General features: G+C 32.9%; 19 protein-coding genes and 1 pseudogene. 9 read left to right on the top strand and 11 right to left on the bottom strand.

Translation table 11 applies throughout. The features are described from left to right. Positions 1-147: 147 nt before the first annotated feature. Together JFT89_RS05935 and JFT89_RS05940 are read right to left on the bottom strand one after the other, a co-directional pair. On the bottom strand, positions 148-825 hold the full coding sequence (locus JFT89_RS05935; protein WP_002012067.1) for an OmpA family protein: 678 nt from the start codon (positions 823-825) through the stop codon (positions 148-150). 22 nt (positions 826-847) lie between these two features. Continuing rightward, complete coding sequence (locus JFT89_RS05940) at positions 848-1,681, bottom strand: flagellar motor protein MotP (RefSeq protein ID WP_016094409.1); 834 nt, start codon at positions 1,679-1,681, stop codon at positions 848-850. A 171-nt stretch (positions 1,682-1,852) separates the two neighbouring features. Here JFT89_RS05940 and JFT89_RS05945 point away from each other — a divergent pair, with 171 nt between their 5' ends. Then, a complete protein-coding gene (locus JFT89_RS05945) occupies positions 1,853-2,455 on the top strand; it encodes an HD domain-containing protein (RefSeq protein ID WP_002064609.1) in 603 nt (200 codons plus the stop codon). A gap of 38 nt (positions 2,456-2,493) precedes the next feature. Here the strand turns inward: JFT89_RS05945 and hfq are convergent, their stop codons facing one another. Both hfq and JFT89_RS05955 read right to left on the bottom strand, forming a co-directional pair. Beyond that, the gene (gene hfq / locus JFT89_RS05950) at positions 2,494-2,682 is read right to left on the bottom strand and encodes an RNA chaperone Hfq (protein ID WP_002012071.1); all 189 of its coding nucleotides are present in this window, start codon (positions 2,680-2,682) and stop codon (positions 2,494-2,496) included. 54 nt (positions 2,683-2,736) lie between these two features. Further along, on the bottom strand, positions 2,737-2,955 hold the full coding sequence (locus JFT89_RS05955) for an aspartyl-phosphate phosphatase Spo0E family protein (protein ID WP_002086516.1): 219 nt from the start codon (positions 2,953-2,955) through the stop codon (positions 2,737-2,739). Positions 2,956-3,259: 304 nt separating this feature from the next. On the opposite strand from JFT89_RS05955, the gene JFT89_RS05960 reads away from it, so the two are divergent. The 6 genes and pseudogenes from JFT89_RS05960 to JFT89_RS05985 all read left to right on the top strand — a co-directional run bounded on the left by JFT89_RS05960 (position 3,260) and on the right by JFT89_RS05985 (position 8,130). Further along, positions 3,260-3,376 (top strand): YjcZ family sporulation protein, encoded by a 117-nt coding sequence (locus tag JFT89_RS05960; protein WP_000007805.1) that lies wholly within the window; start codon positions 3,260-3,262, stop codon positions 3,374-3,376. Between the two features lie 194 nt (positions 3,377-3,570). After that, positions 3,571-4,038, top strand: a complete 468-nt coding sequence (locus JFT89_RS05965) for a VOC family protein (RefSeq protein WP_201039666.1) — start codon at positions 3,571-3,573, stop codon at positions 4,036-4,038. 6 nt (positions 4,039-4,044) lie between these two features. Further along, positions 4,045-5,259 carry an MFS transporter gene (locus tag JFT89_RS05970; RefSeq protein ID WP_201039668.1) on the top strand — a complete coding sequence of 405 codons (1,215 nt, stop codon included), beginning with the start codon at positions 4,045-4,047 and terminating at the stop codon, positions 5,257-5,259. A 128-nt stretch (positions 5,260-5,387) separates the two neighbouring features. Then, positions 5,388-5,831, top strand: a complete 444-nt coding sequence (locus JFT89_RS05975) for an ArsR/SmtB family transcription factor (RefSeq protein WP_201039669.1) — start codon at positions 5,388-5,390, stop codon at positions 5,829-5,831. 182 nt (positions 5,832-6,013) lie between these two features. Then, the gene (locus tag JFT89_RS05980; protein WP_201039671.1) at positions 6,014-7,234 is read left to right on the top strand and encodes an MFS transporter; all 1,221 of its coding nucleotides are present in this window, start codon (positions 6,014-6,016) and stop codon (positions 7,232-7,234) included. A gap of 171 nt (positions 7,235-7,405) precedes the next feature. Further along, a pseudogene (locus JFT89_RS05985) lies at positions 7,406-8,130 on the top strand (sulfite exporter TauE/SafE family protein). A 201-nt stretch (positions 8,131-8,331) separates the two neighbouring features. On the opposite strand, the gene JFT89_RS05990 reads toward JFT89_RS05985, so the two are convergent. The 5 genes from JFT89_RS05990 to JFT89_RS06010 form a co-directional block, all read right to left on the bottom strand. Further along, positions 8,332-8,943 carry a PH domain-containing protein gene (locus JFT89_RS05990; protein WP_002186251.1) on the bottom strand — a complete coding sequence of 204 codons (612 nt, stop codon included), beginning with the start codon at positions 8,941-8,943 and terminating at the stop codon, positions 8,332-8,334. Between the two features lies 1 nt (position 8,944). Then, positions 8,945-9,484: a sigma-70 family RNA polymerase sigma factor gene (locus tag JFT89_RS05995; protein ID WP_201039672.1), complete on the bottom strand. Its 540-nt coding sequence runs from the start codon at positions 9,482-9,484 to the stop codon at positions 8,945-8,947. Positions 9,485-9,659: 175 nt separating this feature from the next. Further along, positions 9,660-10,394 (bottom strand): oxygen-insensitive NADPH nitroreductase, encoded by a 735-nt coding sequence (nfsA, locus tag JFT89_RS06000; protein ID WP_002126543.1) that lies wholly within the window; start codon positions 10,392-10,394, stop codon positions 9,660-9,662. 165 nt (positions 10,395-10,559) lie between these two features. Further along, positions 10,560-10,877: a magnetosome magnetite crystal formation protein family gene (locus JFT89_RS06005; RefSeq protein WP_002011879.1), complete on the bottom strand. Its 318-nt coding sequence runs from the start codon at positions 10,875-10,877 to the stop codon at positions 10,560-10,562. Positions 10,878-11,024: 147 nt separating this feature from the next. Beyond that, complete coding sequence (locus JFT89_RS06010; RefSeq protein WP_306475273.1) at positions 11,025-11,561, bottom strand: YdcF family protein; 537 nt, start codon at positions 11,559-11,561, stop codon at positions 11,025-11,027. A 202-nt stretch (positions 11,562-11,763) separates the two neighbouring features. Between JFT89_RS06010 and JFT89_RS06015 the strand changes: the two genes are divergently transcribed. Beyond that, positions 11,764-12,429, top strand: a complete 666-nt coding sequence (locus JFT89_RS06015) for a DUF421 domain-containing protein (protein WP_016094419.1) — start codon at positions 11,764-11,766, stop codon at positions 12,427-12,429. 36 nt (positions 12,430-12,465) lie between these two features. On the opposite strand, the gene JFT89_RS06020 is transcribed toward JFT89_RS06015, so the two are convergent. Further along, positions 12,466-13,821, bottom strand: coding sequence for an MATE family efflux transporter (locus JFT89_RS06020; RefSeq protein ID WP_033707605.1), 1,356 nt, complete (start codon positions 13,819-13,821; stop codon positions 12,466-12,468). Between the two features lie 89 nt (positions 13,822-13,910). Further along, the gene (locus JFT89_RS06025; protein WP_016094420.1) at positions 13,911-14,741 is read right to left on the bottom strand and encodes a MerR family transcriptional regulator; all 831 of its coding nucleotides are present in this window, start codon (positions 14,739-14,741) and stop codon (positions 13,911-13,913) included. Between the two features lie 268 nt (positions 14,742-15,009). Here JFT89_RS06025 and JFT89_RS06030 point away from each other — a divergent pair, with 268 nt between their 5' ends. After that, positions 15,010-16,173 (top strand): cation:proton antiporter, encoded by a 1,164-nt coding sequence (locus JFT89_RS06030; RefSeq protein ID WP_002011888.1) that lies wholly within the window; start codon positions 15,010-15,012, stop codon positions 16,171-16,173. The last annotated feature ends 42 nt before the right edge of the window (positions 16,174-16,215 follow it).

Below are 16,215 nucleotides of genomic sequence, written 5' to 3' on the forward strand. Positions count from 1 at the left end.
TTTCGGTTCTCTCCTTTTATTTATAAATATATCTTAATATTTCACCTTATCATTCTCACTCATTATACAAAATAAAACGAGAAAATTTAATATTTTTTTAAAAGAATTTCTGTATTTTTATTATTTTATTAATAAAATAGAAATATATTATTCTTTAATATATATTACAACGCGCCGATTTTTCTCCCAATTTTGCGGTGAATCATTTGATGCTACTGGTTTTGTGTCCGCATATCCTACCGCTGCTAATCGTTTATCATCTACATTATACACTTCAATTAAGTGGTGAATCATATTAGCTGCTCGTGCTGAAGATAATTCCCAGTTGGAAGGAAATTTTTCATTATGAATCGGTCTACTATCTGTATGTCCTTCTACAACAATTGGGTTTGGTACCGATTGAAAGAACCCTACTAATTGACTAATTACTTCTTTTGCTTCTGGTTTAACATTCGCATCACCTGTATCGAATATTAAGTTATCTACTATAACGATGCTAACACCTGTATCTTCTCGATATACATTCACTTGACTAACACCATTATTATCTACATATGCTTTTAACTTTTTATACAATTCATCCATTCGTTTTTTTGAAACTGCTTTTTCATCATTTTTTTCATGTGAAATATCTGGTATTGTACCTTCCATTACTTTCGCATCCACTTGTTCTGCATCACTAAACTTTTCAAGCATCTTCGATAATTTTACTGTATCTTGTTTTGATGTAGCAACTAATAGTACAAAAAAAGTCAATAACAACATCGTTAAATCAGTAAAAGTCGTCATCCAACGAGGCGATCCTTTTTGCGGTCGTTTTATCATCACCATACCACTCCTTGAAATATTAGGCTGCTCGTTTTTCTTTTTTTATCTTCGTTTCATATACGTATGTATCAAGTTTTAACTTTAACTTAGAAGGAATTTGTCCTCGGTAAAGCTCTGTGATTGCTTCTATTACAAACTTCTTCTCTGTATACAAATCTTCAATGCCACGATACACTTTTTCAGATAACGGTATTGCAATCATGTTTGCAATAACAGATCCATACAATGTCGTCAACATAGCAACTGCCATTCCTGTACCAATTTGCGATGTATCTTGCAAGTTTTGGAGCATAATAATAAGACCAATTAAAGTTCCTATCATACCCCATGCCGGAGCGAAATCACCAATCTTATCTAATAATGTTGCTCCTTTTCTTAACTCATATACTTCTGTTTCAACATCTCTCATTAATACTTCTTTTAATTCTGCTTCATCATATCCACTTAACATTAAACGAATCCCCTTTTGAATAAAAGGATTGTCTACTTGCTCTCCATCAACTTCTAACGAGAGTAAACCATGTTTTTTAGACTTCTTTGAAAAATCAACGAACAAATCCGTTAACTGTTCTAGATTTTCCTCTCTTTTATGTAAAACAGTAAAAATACTTTTCGTATATTTTTTTATTTCTCCAAATCTATATGCCACAATAATTGTCGCTGTTGTTCCCCCTATAACAATTAAAATAGATGGAACATCTAAGAAATTTTTAAAAGCTTTTATTCCACCACCGCCAAGCATGATCGCCGCAATTACAATGACGAAACCTATTACAATGCCAAATGGGCTAGAAATATCAAATTTTCTCTTTTTCCTTTGTGGCCTAACTAATACTTGATTTTCGTCTCCCATATTCCTACCCTTCCTTTTTGTTTTTTTTAAACATTTTTTTATTTTAATAATGCGTTTTCATATATAACAACCATTATACGACTATCATCTATTTATCGCAATATACTCATAAAATTGACACATTTCATTTCTATACTAGAATTATATAATAGCAATGTGAGGAGGATCCCCATGGAACATAATATTTTACAGGTCATTGCATTAGCAGAAAAACTAAAATACGAAATGCGACACAGCTGGCTTTCTAACGGCCGTCAAGAAAGTGTTGCAGAACATACGTGGCGTATGTCTCTAATGGCGATCTTAGTTGAGCCTTATTTGGATCAAAAGGTAAATATAGAAAAGTTACTTAAAATGGTTATTATTCACGACCTTGTTGAAGCAGAAGCTGGTGACATCCCCGCCTTCGACACGATGAATAGCCGTGAATTACAATTACAAAAACAAAAAAATGAGCAAAAGGCTATTTTAAATATTAAACGTACACTAGAAGGTTCTCTCGGCGTGGAATTATACGATTTATGGATGGAGTTCGAAGCGAAAGAAACGTATGAAGCAAAAGTTGCTAACGCACTTGATAAACTTGAAGTGAAAATTCAGCATAACGAAGCTGATATTGATACTTGGTTACCAATTGAGCATAAAATGACTTTCCAAGTTGGTAAACATACAGATTTTGACTCTTTCTTATCTAAATTACAAAAAATCATTGAACAAGACGGAGAAAAAAAATTAATCGCTGCTGGTATTGACGTTGAAGCATGCAAAAAGTAACCATTTAATTATGAAATAAGACACTCATTTTGAGTGTCTTATTTCATAATTGTTGATATTGCCTGCTTATAAATAAGTTGTTGTTTTCCATCTACTAATATTAATACTGTAAATCTATCTACCCCAACTACTTCCCCTACTATTCTTACTCCGCTCTTTAAAAATATAGTAACTGCACCTTTTTCTTCTTTTATTTGTTTATACAACTCTTCTTGTAAGTGTTCCATAACTGTTTTCCCCTTTACAAATAAATAATCCTAATATAAAAAAATAAAGATTAATCACTTATATACTTTGTCTTTTATATTCATAAACTTATTAATTAGTATATCTAAATCTCGACTAAATAACAAAACTTTATTATGATCTAATCCATGCCTAGCAACAAGTTGAATTAACTCTTTCTTTTTGTGTTCTATTTTATTGTGTAATTGTCCCATCTCCATCTCTATACTAAAACTCCCTTTTCCCATAATATTACTTGTAAAATTATAGTACATTTCCACTCATAAAAAAATAAAAAAATGGTTTTTTTTACAAATTTTATATTTATGAAAAGAAATTTTAATGTAATTGTAAGTTACATACCCCTTTCATTTGCAATACATTCACCTAGTATACACTTCCATATTGTTTTACCATTTTTAAAAAAGTGCTATGAAACAAAGTAAATATCACATTTAAATCCGATCACAGGCTCTTGTCTAATTAGAAGTAAGACTTGCTCCTTTTCTAAATAAAAACATATCTTATAAAGTAATCCATTAGTTATATAGATTAATTTCCTAAAAAGGAGGAAAAAACATGAGCTTTGGTGGTAGTTGCGCTGGTTTCGGCGGTGGATTTGCTTTACTCATCGTGCTATTCATCCTTCTAATCATTATCGGATGTAGCTGTTGGGGTGGCGGCGGAGGGTTTTAAATATAATACGTATCCTTTTCGCTAAACTCTAAATGAATGAAATATGTTAACTAAAAACTATATGAAAACAGCTCATAATTGAGCTGTTTTTTCATACTTTCGTATGAGTTTATTCTCCTTCTATTTTGCGATTTCAATAAACAAAACATCGTTTACTATTGAATAAGAAAACGTTTTTACTAAGGAGGATTATAATGATTAAAGGTCTTTATGAAGCACATTTACCTGTCTGTAATTTAGAAATTTCGATACCTTTTTATGAATCACTAGGGCTCAAATTATATAAAAGAGACAAAGATATCGCCTTCTTTTGGATTGTAGAAAATGAAAGTTGGATTGGTCTTTGGGAAGGAAAAGAATACAAAGTGAATTATCATCCAGCCTTACGACATATCGCCTTCCAAGTAAGCTTACACGATTTAGAAAACGCAATACACTGGCTCAAACAGAAAGGAATTTCAGCACGAAAAGACTTTGGAATGGAACCAATTGAACCAATCGTTTTTCCAGAATTAGCACAAGCCTCCGTATATTTTAACGATCCTGATGGAAATAGTTTAGAATTCATTACACAATTGCCTGTTGGACTACCTAAAGCAGAGAAAATGTATTTAAGTGAATGGAAAAAACAAGTACAGGCATCACTTATAGATAAGGTTTAATTTTTCATGTCAATTTCTTATTACAGGCTTCTTAAAACAAATACAAACTTCAAAAAACTATTTTTTGGTCAAACATTAAGCGTACTTGGAGATTGGTTTCATACTGTAGCTTTATTAACACTCGTCTATAGCATAACAGAATCTTCATTTATGTTAGCACTCACCTTTATGAGCAAAGGGTTACCTCAACTTCTTCTGAGCCCATTCATAGGCGGAATTGTAGACCGTTTTTCAAAAAAGAAAATTATGATTTTTACCGATATTTTACGAGGAATTATCGTCCTCACTTATTTATTAGCATTCTACAAAATTGAAATTATTTTCGTTTCTAATATATGCTTATCAGTACTCTCTTGCTTATTCGAGCCTGCTAAGCAATCAACTCTAAAAAATATCGTACATCAAAAGCATTTCGTAACCGCTAACTCTCTTTCTAGTACAATCAATGGTTTTATGTCTATTATGGGAGCTTCTTTAGGTGGGCTCATTGCACAATCTTTAAGTATCGAGATTGCCTTTTTTATTAATAGCCTATCATACTTTATTTCAGCCTATATTATTTATAAAATGAGTATTCCTGCTCGTGATACTTTAACCACGAAAAAAGCATTTTTTACTGATATAAAAGATGGTTATACATACATATTACAAAGCAAAATTATTTTAACATTAATTCTTGTCGGCATTTCATGGGGCATTATTGGAGGTGCCTATCAGTTACTTCTAACAATCTATGCCGAAAGAATCTTCCACACTAACATTGGTATTTTATATACGGTTCAAGGGGCTGGACTTATGATTGGTAGCCTTCTCGTTAATCTATATATATCTAAAAATGAAGACAAAATGAAAAGAGCATTTGGCTTGGCCTATTTACTACAAGGAATTTTCTTTCTCGGATTCATTCTATCCGATCAACTTATTATCGGTATCATTACATTACTCTGTATGCGTATAGCAGGAGGAATCATCGTTCCACTTGATACGACATTGCTACAAATGTATACAGAAGAAAACATGATTGGTAAAGTTTTTTCATTTCATTATTCCATTTATGGATCTCTTATTCAGTTATCTATGTTTATAACAGGATGGCTTTTAGAAATTCTTTCTCCGCAAGTTATTGGTAGCCTGTTAGCTATATGCTGTATTTTCGTTAGTTTTATATGGCTGTTCTTGTTTTATCATGGGGAGCTTAGTGAAGAATCTACTATCACTTAATGGCATGTATATGTACATGCCATTTTTATTTATGTCGAAATTCACAAGAAAAAGGCGATTTATTTCTCTTACAATCTAATTTTTTAGAACGTACAATAAATTTAGATTATAAGAAAGGAGCTAACAAAATGTTTGAAGATCGACTTACCATTTCAGCAGAACAACAAAAGCTAATTTCCAATGCAACTCGCATTCAAATTCTTCACCTTTTAAAAGACGAAACACTCACTGCAAAACAAGTATCTACTAAACTAAATAAATCTGCTGGTAGCGTTCACTATCACATCCAAATTTTATTTGACGGAGGCTTACTTGAATTAGTAGATACAAAGGAAAAACGGGGGATTATTGAAAAGTACTATAAAGCAAAATCTGCTCACTTCTATATTGAAGAAGCAGGCACTGAAGGAACAAATACAGGGGGCCATATTGTATCTCATTTATTTTTAACTCCAGAGGAATTACAACAACTCAATTGGGAAATCTCACAAGTTTTATTACGCTGGGAAAGCAAAACCGCTCGTCAATCAGCCTCAGAAGAAGAATACGCTATTTCCTGCCGGATAAAGTGAAACTTTAATCAGTGGGGGTTTTGTTCATCCCCCACCGATTATTAGCTTTCACCAATCGGGCTTTTACGGGCAGTTGATCTCCCCCACCTAACTCCTTTGCTTTACAGCCACATTTTGAGGTGGGAGTCTTACTGCCCGTTAATGCGGGATAAAAAAACAATGAAAGAAAGGTCCATATACCCATGAAAAATAAATTATTATTATTGTCGGGCACAGGCATTTCTCGTTTAGGTGATTTTATGTACCTCATAGCTCTAAACTTAATGGTGTTAAATAGTACAAACTCTCCCGCTGCTGTAGCAGGCCTATGGATTGTCGGTCCAATTGCCACCGTTGTTACAAAAATATGGTCTGGTAGTATTGTAGATCGATTAAATAAACGGTCAATTATGCTCATCACAGATATAATTCGAGCAGCTCTCATTGGCTGTATTCCACTATTTGATTCTATTTGGGTCATTTATATTTTTATCTTTTTAACTCGCATTGCTACATCATTTTTCGATCCAGCTTCATTTACTTATAAAACAATGCTCATACGAGCTGAAGAGCGCGCTCAATTCAACGCTTGGAATAACTTTTGTACAAGCGGGGCTTTTATTATCGGTCCAGCCCTTGCTGGAATACTTCTCACCACGTACTCAGCATCCTTTGTTATTTACTGCAACTCACTTTCATTTCTACTTTCTACCATTCTCATTTACTTCTTGCCAAACATTACATTACAAACAAAGCAAAACGAAGAGGTTTCAAATACTTTCTTACAAACATTACGAAGTGATTGGAAACAAGTTTTTTCATTCGCTCGAACGGAAACTTACATAATTCTCATATTCGTTTTATTTCAAGCTACTATGCTTGTTTCTATGGCACTCGATTCACAAGAAGTTGTTTTCACAAATCAAGTACTGTTTTTATCCAATATAGAATATAGCATGCTTGTTAGTATAACTGGTGCCGCTTACGTTTTCGGTTCATTTCTCGTCTCTCTATTTGCCAAACGATTACCAATTCAACATTGTATCGGATTAGGTATGATTTTCACAGCAATAGGGTATGTAATTTTCGCCTTTTCAAATTCATTTATAGTCGCAGCAGGCGGTTTCATTTTACTTGGCATTTCTTCATCATTTGCTGGTACTGGCTTTATAACATTTTATCAAAATAACATCCCTGTACATATGATAGGACGTATCGATAGCGTGTTTGATTCAATAAAAAATTTCATTCAAATCTTTTTCATTTTAGCAATTGGGGCATCCGCACAATTTCTTTCCATTCAAATTACTGTAATAAGTAGCTCGTTACTCATTCTTTTCCTTTCCTGTTTATTAGCACTCCGGGTAATGACTCCTTCACGAGAAAAATATTTTAAAGCTACAGGATCATCTTTGGAATATTAACCGCAACATAAAAAGCGGCTATTTTTCCGCTTTTCATCCCGCTATTTGCCGGGCAGTAAGATCCCGAGTGGTGTGGGCTAATAATCAGTGGGGGATGAACAAAACCCCCACTGATTAAAATTTCACTTTATGTTAAAATATTTATTGGATCTGATTATGTAGGGGGCTATTTTGGAGATTATATTCATTTTCATATGTATTATATTAGTAGCTTCTATTTTACAAACAAGTACAGGTTTTGGCTTTTCTATTATGGCAACACCTTTCTTACTCATGTTATTTCTACCACAAGAAGCTATACAAATAAATATCATTTTATCATTAATTATTTCCATATCACTCATTAGGAAAATAAGAATGGACATTGATTTTATTCTACTGAAAAGATTAATTTTCGGAAGTATAGTAGGTGTTCCTTTTGGTATTTTAATTTTCATTTCCATTAACATCAACACATTTAAATTAGCAATTAGCATCCTGCTCTTACTATTAACGTTGATGCTAATATGCAACTTTAAGATTAAATCAACAAAATCTAGAGATTTCTTAGTGGGTGGATTATCCGGTCTTTTAACGACAAGTATCGGTATGCCAGGACCCCCCCTGTTACTTTACTTTACAGGAACTGATACAAAAAAGAGAAGTTAAGAGCAACTACATTGGCTTTTTATCTGTTTATATATTTCATTAGTCTAGTAATTCAAATACTCTTTACTGGCACAAACAAAACAATTTGGGAATCAAGTTTTTATGCTATTCCAATCGTATTTCTAGGTTTGTATATAGGTCAAATTATTTTCAAATGGCTTAATCAACGGATTTTCAAAATATTTACGTACATCCTTTTAAGTTGTACGGGGGTTTATCTTCTTATTGAAAGTTTGAACTTGTTATAGAGGGTGCTTTAGATAGTGCACAATAATAGATAGGTTCAAACGAAATTATTGCTGCATTTTCAAGTGCAATGGGGCATTCTATATCAAAACTTAAATAACTTTAGTGGCAGTTTACAATTAGCAATAATCGTTCTTTCATAAGACAAATATTTTAAATTGAATACTAAATAAAACGATAAAAAGCGGCTATTATGCCGCTTTTTACATTAAATATTTTATAAAGCAAAGACCTGCACTTACTATCACGAATATATTAAAAAATAAGAAAAACCCTTTTTCAAAATCTGTATACTTTTCTACTTTTACTCCGCGTTTTTTTAACTCCATAACTATCATTGCAACTTCACGTGCATACTCAATACTTCCAAATTGTATATGAGTGTTATTATATTTAATTTCAAAGACATTTTTCATTTTTTTATGTTGCGAAATGGATTGTATATCCTCTATTGGCATGCTATGTTCATTTGTTTTTTTAAAATAACAATCTAATCCTTTCATAATCACTCTTTTATTTGTTAAAACGATATAATAATAAAAAGTAGCTCCTACATAATATATATTTGGTATTACTTTATTATTTGCCATATATCCTTCGTCTACTAACAGTTCCTTCTCAATTTCTTCACCAGCTTGTAATTCGTTGCGAATTGACTCTTCCAACATTTGTAAAGTTATTTTTTTTAATAACCCTCCATTTCTCACATAATACTTATCTATATTTATAGACTCATTCGCTTCTTTCTCTAAACGTGTAATTTCTTCTTCTGAATATTGGAGTTCGTTTAACATCGATAATAGTCTTTTATCCATATTACACACTCCCCTTCCACAGTTTTTGAAGTTTTTTCTTCCTTCGAGAAATTCGATTATATATATAATCCGCTGTTACTTTTAATTCTTTTGCAATATCGTCAATGGAATATCCATCAATATACCTCTTTAAAAAGATATATCGATCCTTTTTATTTAAATCTTGTACTATTTCCATAATCTCTTCTTGTTCTATTTCATAACTATCATGGATACCTTTATCTATTTCTGCGTCTTTATCCATTTTGTTCTCTCTATATACTTTTTTATATTCCAATGCCTTTAATTTAGTAATACCAATCATCCAAAATTTTAAGTTTCCCTTTGCTATATCAAATTGGTCGATATTAAACCAAATGATAGTAAATACATCGTTATAACAATCATCTACATATTGTTTCTCAATAGGGGTACTTAATGATTTATGAATAATGTATAAAACTAATTTTCCATATTGATCAATCACTTCTTTCAAAGCATCTTGATCACGTTTTTTCATAGCTATAATTAAATCCTCTTCAGAATTGAAAATCATAAACATCTTCCTTCCTCAGTTCCCCTTTAGCAGCTGCTTTTACTTACTATTGGCATTTCATTCTCATTTTCTATCACTTTTGTAAAAATTTATTAATTTTTATTTCTATGTATATGATAGCAAAAAAAATACATTTCTCCTCCAAAAAAGACAAACCCGCATTCCAGGTTTGCCTTTTTACTTATTTCTTATTTAATCCTTTTTCATTTAAAAACTCTTTCATATGCATTCTTTTCTCTTTGGACATAAATGAGCTCATTGATTCCGTCCATGTTACGTTTTTTTGATTTGACGATCTTTCTTTGTAATACGCACTCATCGTTTCATCATATTCGTTTAATAATTCATCATATTTCTTTTCATCGTATCCATTTTCATGAAGAATGGCCGCTACCGGTAAACGCGGCTTAACTCCATGCTCTTCATTTGGTACGCCCACTGTCATTCCGAATACCGGATATACTTTATCCGGTAAATAAAGCAATTCACTCACTTCTTTCGGGTTATTACGAATTCCGCCAATATAACAAATGCCGTATCCTAATGATTCAGCTGCAAGTGCTAAGTTTTGTGCAAATAATGAGGCATCTACTGTTGCTACAATAAAGTCCTCTACTCCCTCATGTTTAATTTCTGTTCCATGTTTTTCACATGCAGTTTCTAGACGTTTTAAATCCGCACAGCATACAAAGAATGCTGCGCAGTCTTTCACATGACGATTCCCGGATAATTCAGCTAGTTTAACCTTTAGTTCCTGATCTGTTACATATATAAGAGAATACGCCTGTACAAAATGTGAGGAAGCTGCATGCTGCGCAGCTTGCACCATTCTTTCTACTATCTCTTTTGAAATTGGTTCTTCTTTATATTTACGAACTGAAACGTGTTGCTCCATTTTATGTATCATCTCATTCATAAAAATCACTCCTTTTTTCTCTTCATAATAAAAAATTAACATATCTTTTTCATTATTCACAACTTATAAGCAAAAAAAGAGCACTCCTTTGTGAGTTGCTCTTTTTTAAATACATATTAATATGGTAAATGAAATTATATCGACTTTACACACATAACGACAATGTTAAGCTGCTTTCAATACTTTAATACCTTTAACAATATTCCAAATGAAGTAGTAAATTCCTACAAGAATAAACACTGCATACGTTATAACCATCCCAATTCCAACGCTCTCAGACTGATTGAAACTTAAACCGTATACTCCTGATAAAGCTAACCCTCCAAATAAAATTGCATATGGGAAAACATGTGACCAAAATGCTTTTTTCGCATGATATTTCACTTCATCTTCCGCAACGAAGTACACGATAATTGGTAGTAAAAATGGTGCAAAAAAGATACTAAAGTAACATAGCGAAGATAAAATATTATTTCCTTTCAACCGAATCACCTCTAAAGTTTTTTGTTACCTTCATTATGTCAGGAAACCTTTCCAGAAACTATCGCTTTACCTTTCATGAACATGACATTTTTGTAAGATTTTCCTCGAAATAAATCCCGCCTCAAATTTCGGGCGGGATTACTTTAACTATATTCGATTCATAAACCAATATTGCGTAATCGCTAAATATTCTCGTACATTCGATGGAATGATAATTGGCTTCGGTGTTTTGGCCGGAAGCCCTTCTAATTGCAAACCTTGTTTTGCAGCTATTTTTTTCGCTCTAAACATATGGAAATCGTTTGTTACGATCATACCTTTTTTCATATTGGCCGGAATTAACGGTTTTGAGAATTTAATATTTTCATCTGTGCTCGTCGACTTATCTTCCATTATAATGCGGTCTTCTGCAATATTTTGTTTCATTAATCCTTGTTTCATCGCTAATGCTTCTGTAATATCTTCACCTTTTCCTTGGCCTCCAGATACAATAGCAATTGTTTTATCATGTAATTTTAAATACTCAGCTGCTTTATCAATACGATATTGCAATGAATAAGAAGGTTTTGTTCCATTTACTTTCGATCCTAGTACAATTATATAATCCGCATCATCAATTGCATTCATATGCCCATGCTTATAAATGTTATATTGTAAAAACCCCGCATATACGGCGCAAATCATTATAACAACTAAAATATACTTGATTATTTTCTTCTTTCTCATATCCATATACCCCTATTTCCTTTACTTCCTTCATCATAATATCCATTTATTCGTTTGTATACAGACAAATTCCAATTAACCCTAATTTATCCTCCAAAAGGTAATATTTCTATTAATTTCGGGAATAGTAAGTACAACTTCGCACGAAGGAGTGTCCCTATTGCTTCTCTTTTTATGTAACGTATCATTCTTTTTTATCTTATTTTTACTATCACTTAAGCTACTTGGTAAATCTGCATTAGCACAACTAACTCCTCATGATTTTGGGGCTATTATCTTTTTATCTTATTTAGCTTTTCAAGCCATACCAGTCGCTGGTGCTTTACAAGCATTTCTCGGTATGGTCGTTATTACATGTTTGCATTTGCTTCTTACAAAATTAAGCCTACTCAACAAACTAAATCGTTTTATTCTCGGCCACCCCATTATTTTAATTAAACATGGTGATATTATTTTTGAGAACTTACAAAAAAGTAGATATCCGATCCCTGAATTGCTTTCTAACCTTCGCGTCGCAGGATATCCAAGTGTTCATGAAATTGAATATGCAATTTTAGAATCAAATGGATCTATAAGTATTTTGCCAAAGAGAGAACTCGTACCCTTGACTCCGAAAGATATGAATATAGAAGTTCAGTATGCAGGGTTACCAATCGCTCTTATCGTTGATTCACAAATTCAATACGATAACTTAAAGTTAATCCATAAAAACGAAAAGTGGTTACATGCAGAGTTAAAGGAGAAAGGCGTTACAAATATTAAAAACGTTGCTTTCGCTTCTGTGCAGGAGACAGATGGATCTTTTGCGATTAGTTTAAAAGAATGAAAAAATCCCCTTACTTGTTCAAGGGGATTTTCTTCACTATATTGCTTCTTTCTCTCCCGCCATGTTTAACGGAACAGGATGTTTCATACGATTCATCGTAAATACGATAATTGCTGTCAATACTTCCGCTACTGGCATAACGAGCCAAATTCCGTTTATACCAAATATTTTTGGCATAATCCATAACAATGGGATAACAAATAGTAAACCTCGGCTCATTATTATAAGTACTGATTTTTTCGTTTGTCGCACTGATTGGAAATACTCTCCATACACAATGTTATAGCCTAAAAATACATATTGAATAAAGAATAAACTAATACCTGTTAACGTTAACTCCAATAGTTCTGGCGATTGAACATTAAATAAACCTATAATATATTTCCCGAAGAATAAACCGACAACAATCGCAATGCCTCCGAGTACAAGCGCAATTTTCACAGCAAACTGTAATCCTTCACGCAATCTTTCTGATAAATTTGCACCGTAATGGAAACTAGCGATTGGTTGTAACGCTGCTCCAACACCGAAGAATAATAGCAATGTCATTGCATGAATACTATTCACCATCGCATAAGAAGCTACACCTAGTTCTCCTGCATATTGAACGAACGCAATGTTAAAACCGATCGTTACGATTGCAACTGTACTTTCTGCTGTAAAGCTTGGGAAACCGATCACCATAATTTGTTTAACCGTATCCCATTCAAAGTGGAATTTCGTCCATTTTAAAATACTACTTTTTCTAAAGAAGTGAGTTAATAATACAAGGAAACCAATTGCTGCCGAAAGAATAGTCGCTGAAGCAGCACCAGTTACACCCCATCCAAAGATAAAAATAAAAATATAGTCGAACACTATATTTAATACAGCCGTTACAACAAGACCTGCCATTGCTAAATTAGGATTTCCGTCATTTCGTATAAATGTACTTAAAATATTTTCTAAAACGTATATCATTCCAAATGTTAATAACACCTGTAAATAGTCTAATGCGTATGGTAAAATCACTTCATTCGCACCAAATAAATATGCTAAATCTTCTATTCTCCATAAGCAAATAGCCGCTAAAACGCCAACGATAACAACTGCTACTGTCATAGATTGAGTAAAGATAGACCTTGCTCTTTCCAGTTTATTTTCACCTAGTGCAATGGAATATAGCGTTGCTCCGCCCATTCCAATCCATAATGAAATAGAGAAGAAAATTGAAAATGCTGGAATAGCTACGTTTACTCCGGCTAAACCGTTCGCTCCAACTCCTCTACTAATCATGACTGCATCAATCACAATATTAACCGACATTAATACCATCCCAAGAACAGCTGGTATTAAATACGTAATAAATAAACTTTTAATTGGTTTTTCTCTTAATTTTTCTGTTGTTTCCATCATATAAATGCTCCTTTTTCAATGCTCTGTTCACAGTTTAAACCTTCAAGTTACTTGAAGGTCAATAGAGAATCGAAAAATATATAAGCCTATTTTTTAACAACAGGTATTTGAATTTCCGTTACTTGCTCCTTCGGATTTTCTGTTACGGACCAATCAATTAATGCAAGTTCCAGTGCATCTCCGCACACTTCATATCCTTCGTTATCAATGTGCTTTAATAATTCCGTATACGTTGCGTCTGTTTCTTCATATGGTCCATGGTGATAAGAACAGGCAAATATCCCTTCTTTTATTTCATCTGAAGTATGCGCTTCAAAAGGCATGTAATCCAATAAAATAAACACACTGTTATATGCTTGAAACTCATTTTGCATTAATGCTTTTTTTGAAACTGTTACACCGATATCACCTGAAAATAAACTATTATCAATTTGCTTCATATTTTTTTGCAACGAATGGATATAATATTCAAACATATCATCCGTTGTATTTGGTGCAACTGCAATTGCTGTAATTTTTCGTTTCGGTATCTTTTTATAAATAATTTGATTTGCTTCAGATTTCGTCGCTTTCTTCATTAAATGGATTTTATGTTCCATTTTTGCCAAAGCATACTCGATTTCTCTTTGTTTTTTCAGCATCATTTCTTGTTGTTTTTCAAGTAAATTCAGCGCATAAGATGGATTTCGTTCATCAATATATTTCTTTATTTCCTTTAACGGGATGTTCAATTGGCGTAAAAATTTAATCGTATCTAATAGTGAAAACTGATCAATTGTGTAATAACGATAATTGGTTTGAGGGTCAACAATTGACGGATGAAAAATCCCTTTTTCATCATAATAACGTAATTTAGATTCCGCTATATTATGCATTTTCGCCATTTCCCCAATTGTAAAACGTTGATTTAATAACATTTTTCTTTCTCCATTCATTATATGTAAACTTTATTACTTCCTATTATATATCTATATCCCCCGTTTCTAAAACGAATCCTCTCATGAAAATCTGCTATTTTTTCATTGATTTTTAATAAATTTTATTATATATTAATTACAGGTTCAAATTACAAGTTCAAAAGAACTCGTAAATAGACCCTTTGTTTAATGGATCTTTACATATTATCATTAGGCAAATTCCGAGAAATCGTATGATAAAAATAAAAAATGATGAGGAGAGGATCCAATGGAATTCGAATTTTTCTTTCAAATTGCACTTATCTTATTAAGTACAAAGCTTGCTGGTGACCTTAGTGTTAGATTAGGTCAACCTTCTGTACTCGGTAAATTAATTGTTGGTATCGTTATCGGTCCAGCTATATTCGGATGGATTGAAAATTCAGAGCTTCTAACACAATTAAGTAATGTCGGAGTTATTCTTTTAATGTTTATGGCAGGACTTGAAACAGACTTAGAAGAATTAAACGCAAATCGTAATTCTTCTTTAGCTGTTGCACTTGGAGGTATCGTTCTTCCATTCGTAGGTGGTTACGTTGCCGGTCTTGTTGTCGGTATGGAACAAGGGAATGCTGTCTTTTTAGGATTACTTCTATGTGCAACAAGTGTTAGTATTTCCGTTCAAACACTTCGTGATTTAGGTAAAATGAAAACACGTGAAAGTACGACGATGCTTGGAGCCGCTGTATTTGATGACATTCTTGTTGTTATTTTATTAGCATTTGCAATGAGCTTCTTAGGCACAGATGACGTTAACTTAACAATGATTATCTTGAAGAAAGTAGTATTCTTTGCTTCTATCATTTTAATTGGTTGGAAAGGTGTTCCAGCAATCATGCGTTGGTTATCACCGCTTCGCGTATCTGAGTCTATCGTTAGTGCTGCGCTTATCATTTGTTTCTCGTTCGCATACTTCGGCGAACTATTAGGAATTGCTGGTATTATCGGTGCTTTCGCAGCTGGTATCGCTATTTCTCAAACGAACTACAAACATGAAGTAGAAAAGAAAGTAGAACCAATTGCTTACGCTATGTTCGTTCCAGTATTCTTTGTTAGTATCGGTATGAATATTACATTTGACGGTATTGGCGATCAAATTTGGTTCATCTTAGCATTAACAGTTATCGCTGTATTCACAAAACTAATCGGTTGTGGATTCGGTGCACGAATCACTGGATTTGATGCAAAGTCTTCTGCAATTATCGGTGCTGGTATGGTTTCTCGTGGTGAAGTTGCACTTATCATCGCAGGAACAGGACTTTCTTCTGGCCTATTAGCACAAGATTACTTTACAGCAATCGTTATCGTAGTTATTTTAACAACGATGATTACACCACCAATGTTAAAATACACTTTTGGTGCAAAAGATAAAGCAATGAAAGCAAGTAAATAAGTTTACTATAATAAAAGGAGATTGCTATCTTAAAAGATAGCA

Source organism: Bacillus sp. TH25 (assembly GCF_016650935.1).
GTDB classification, from domain to species: Bacteria; Bacillota; Bacilli; order Bacillales; family Bacillaceae_G; genus Bacillus_A; species Bacillus_A mycoides.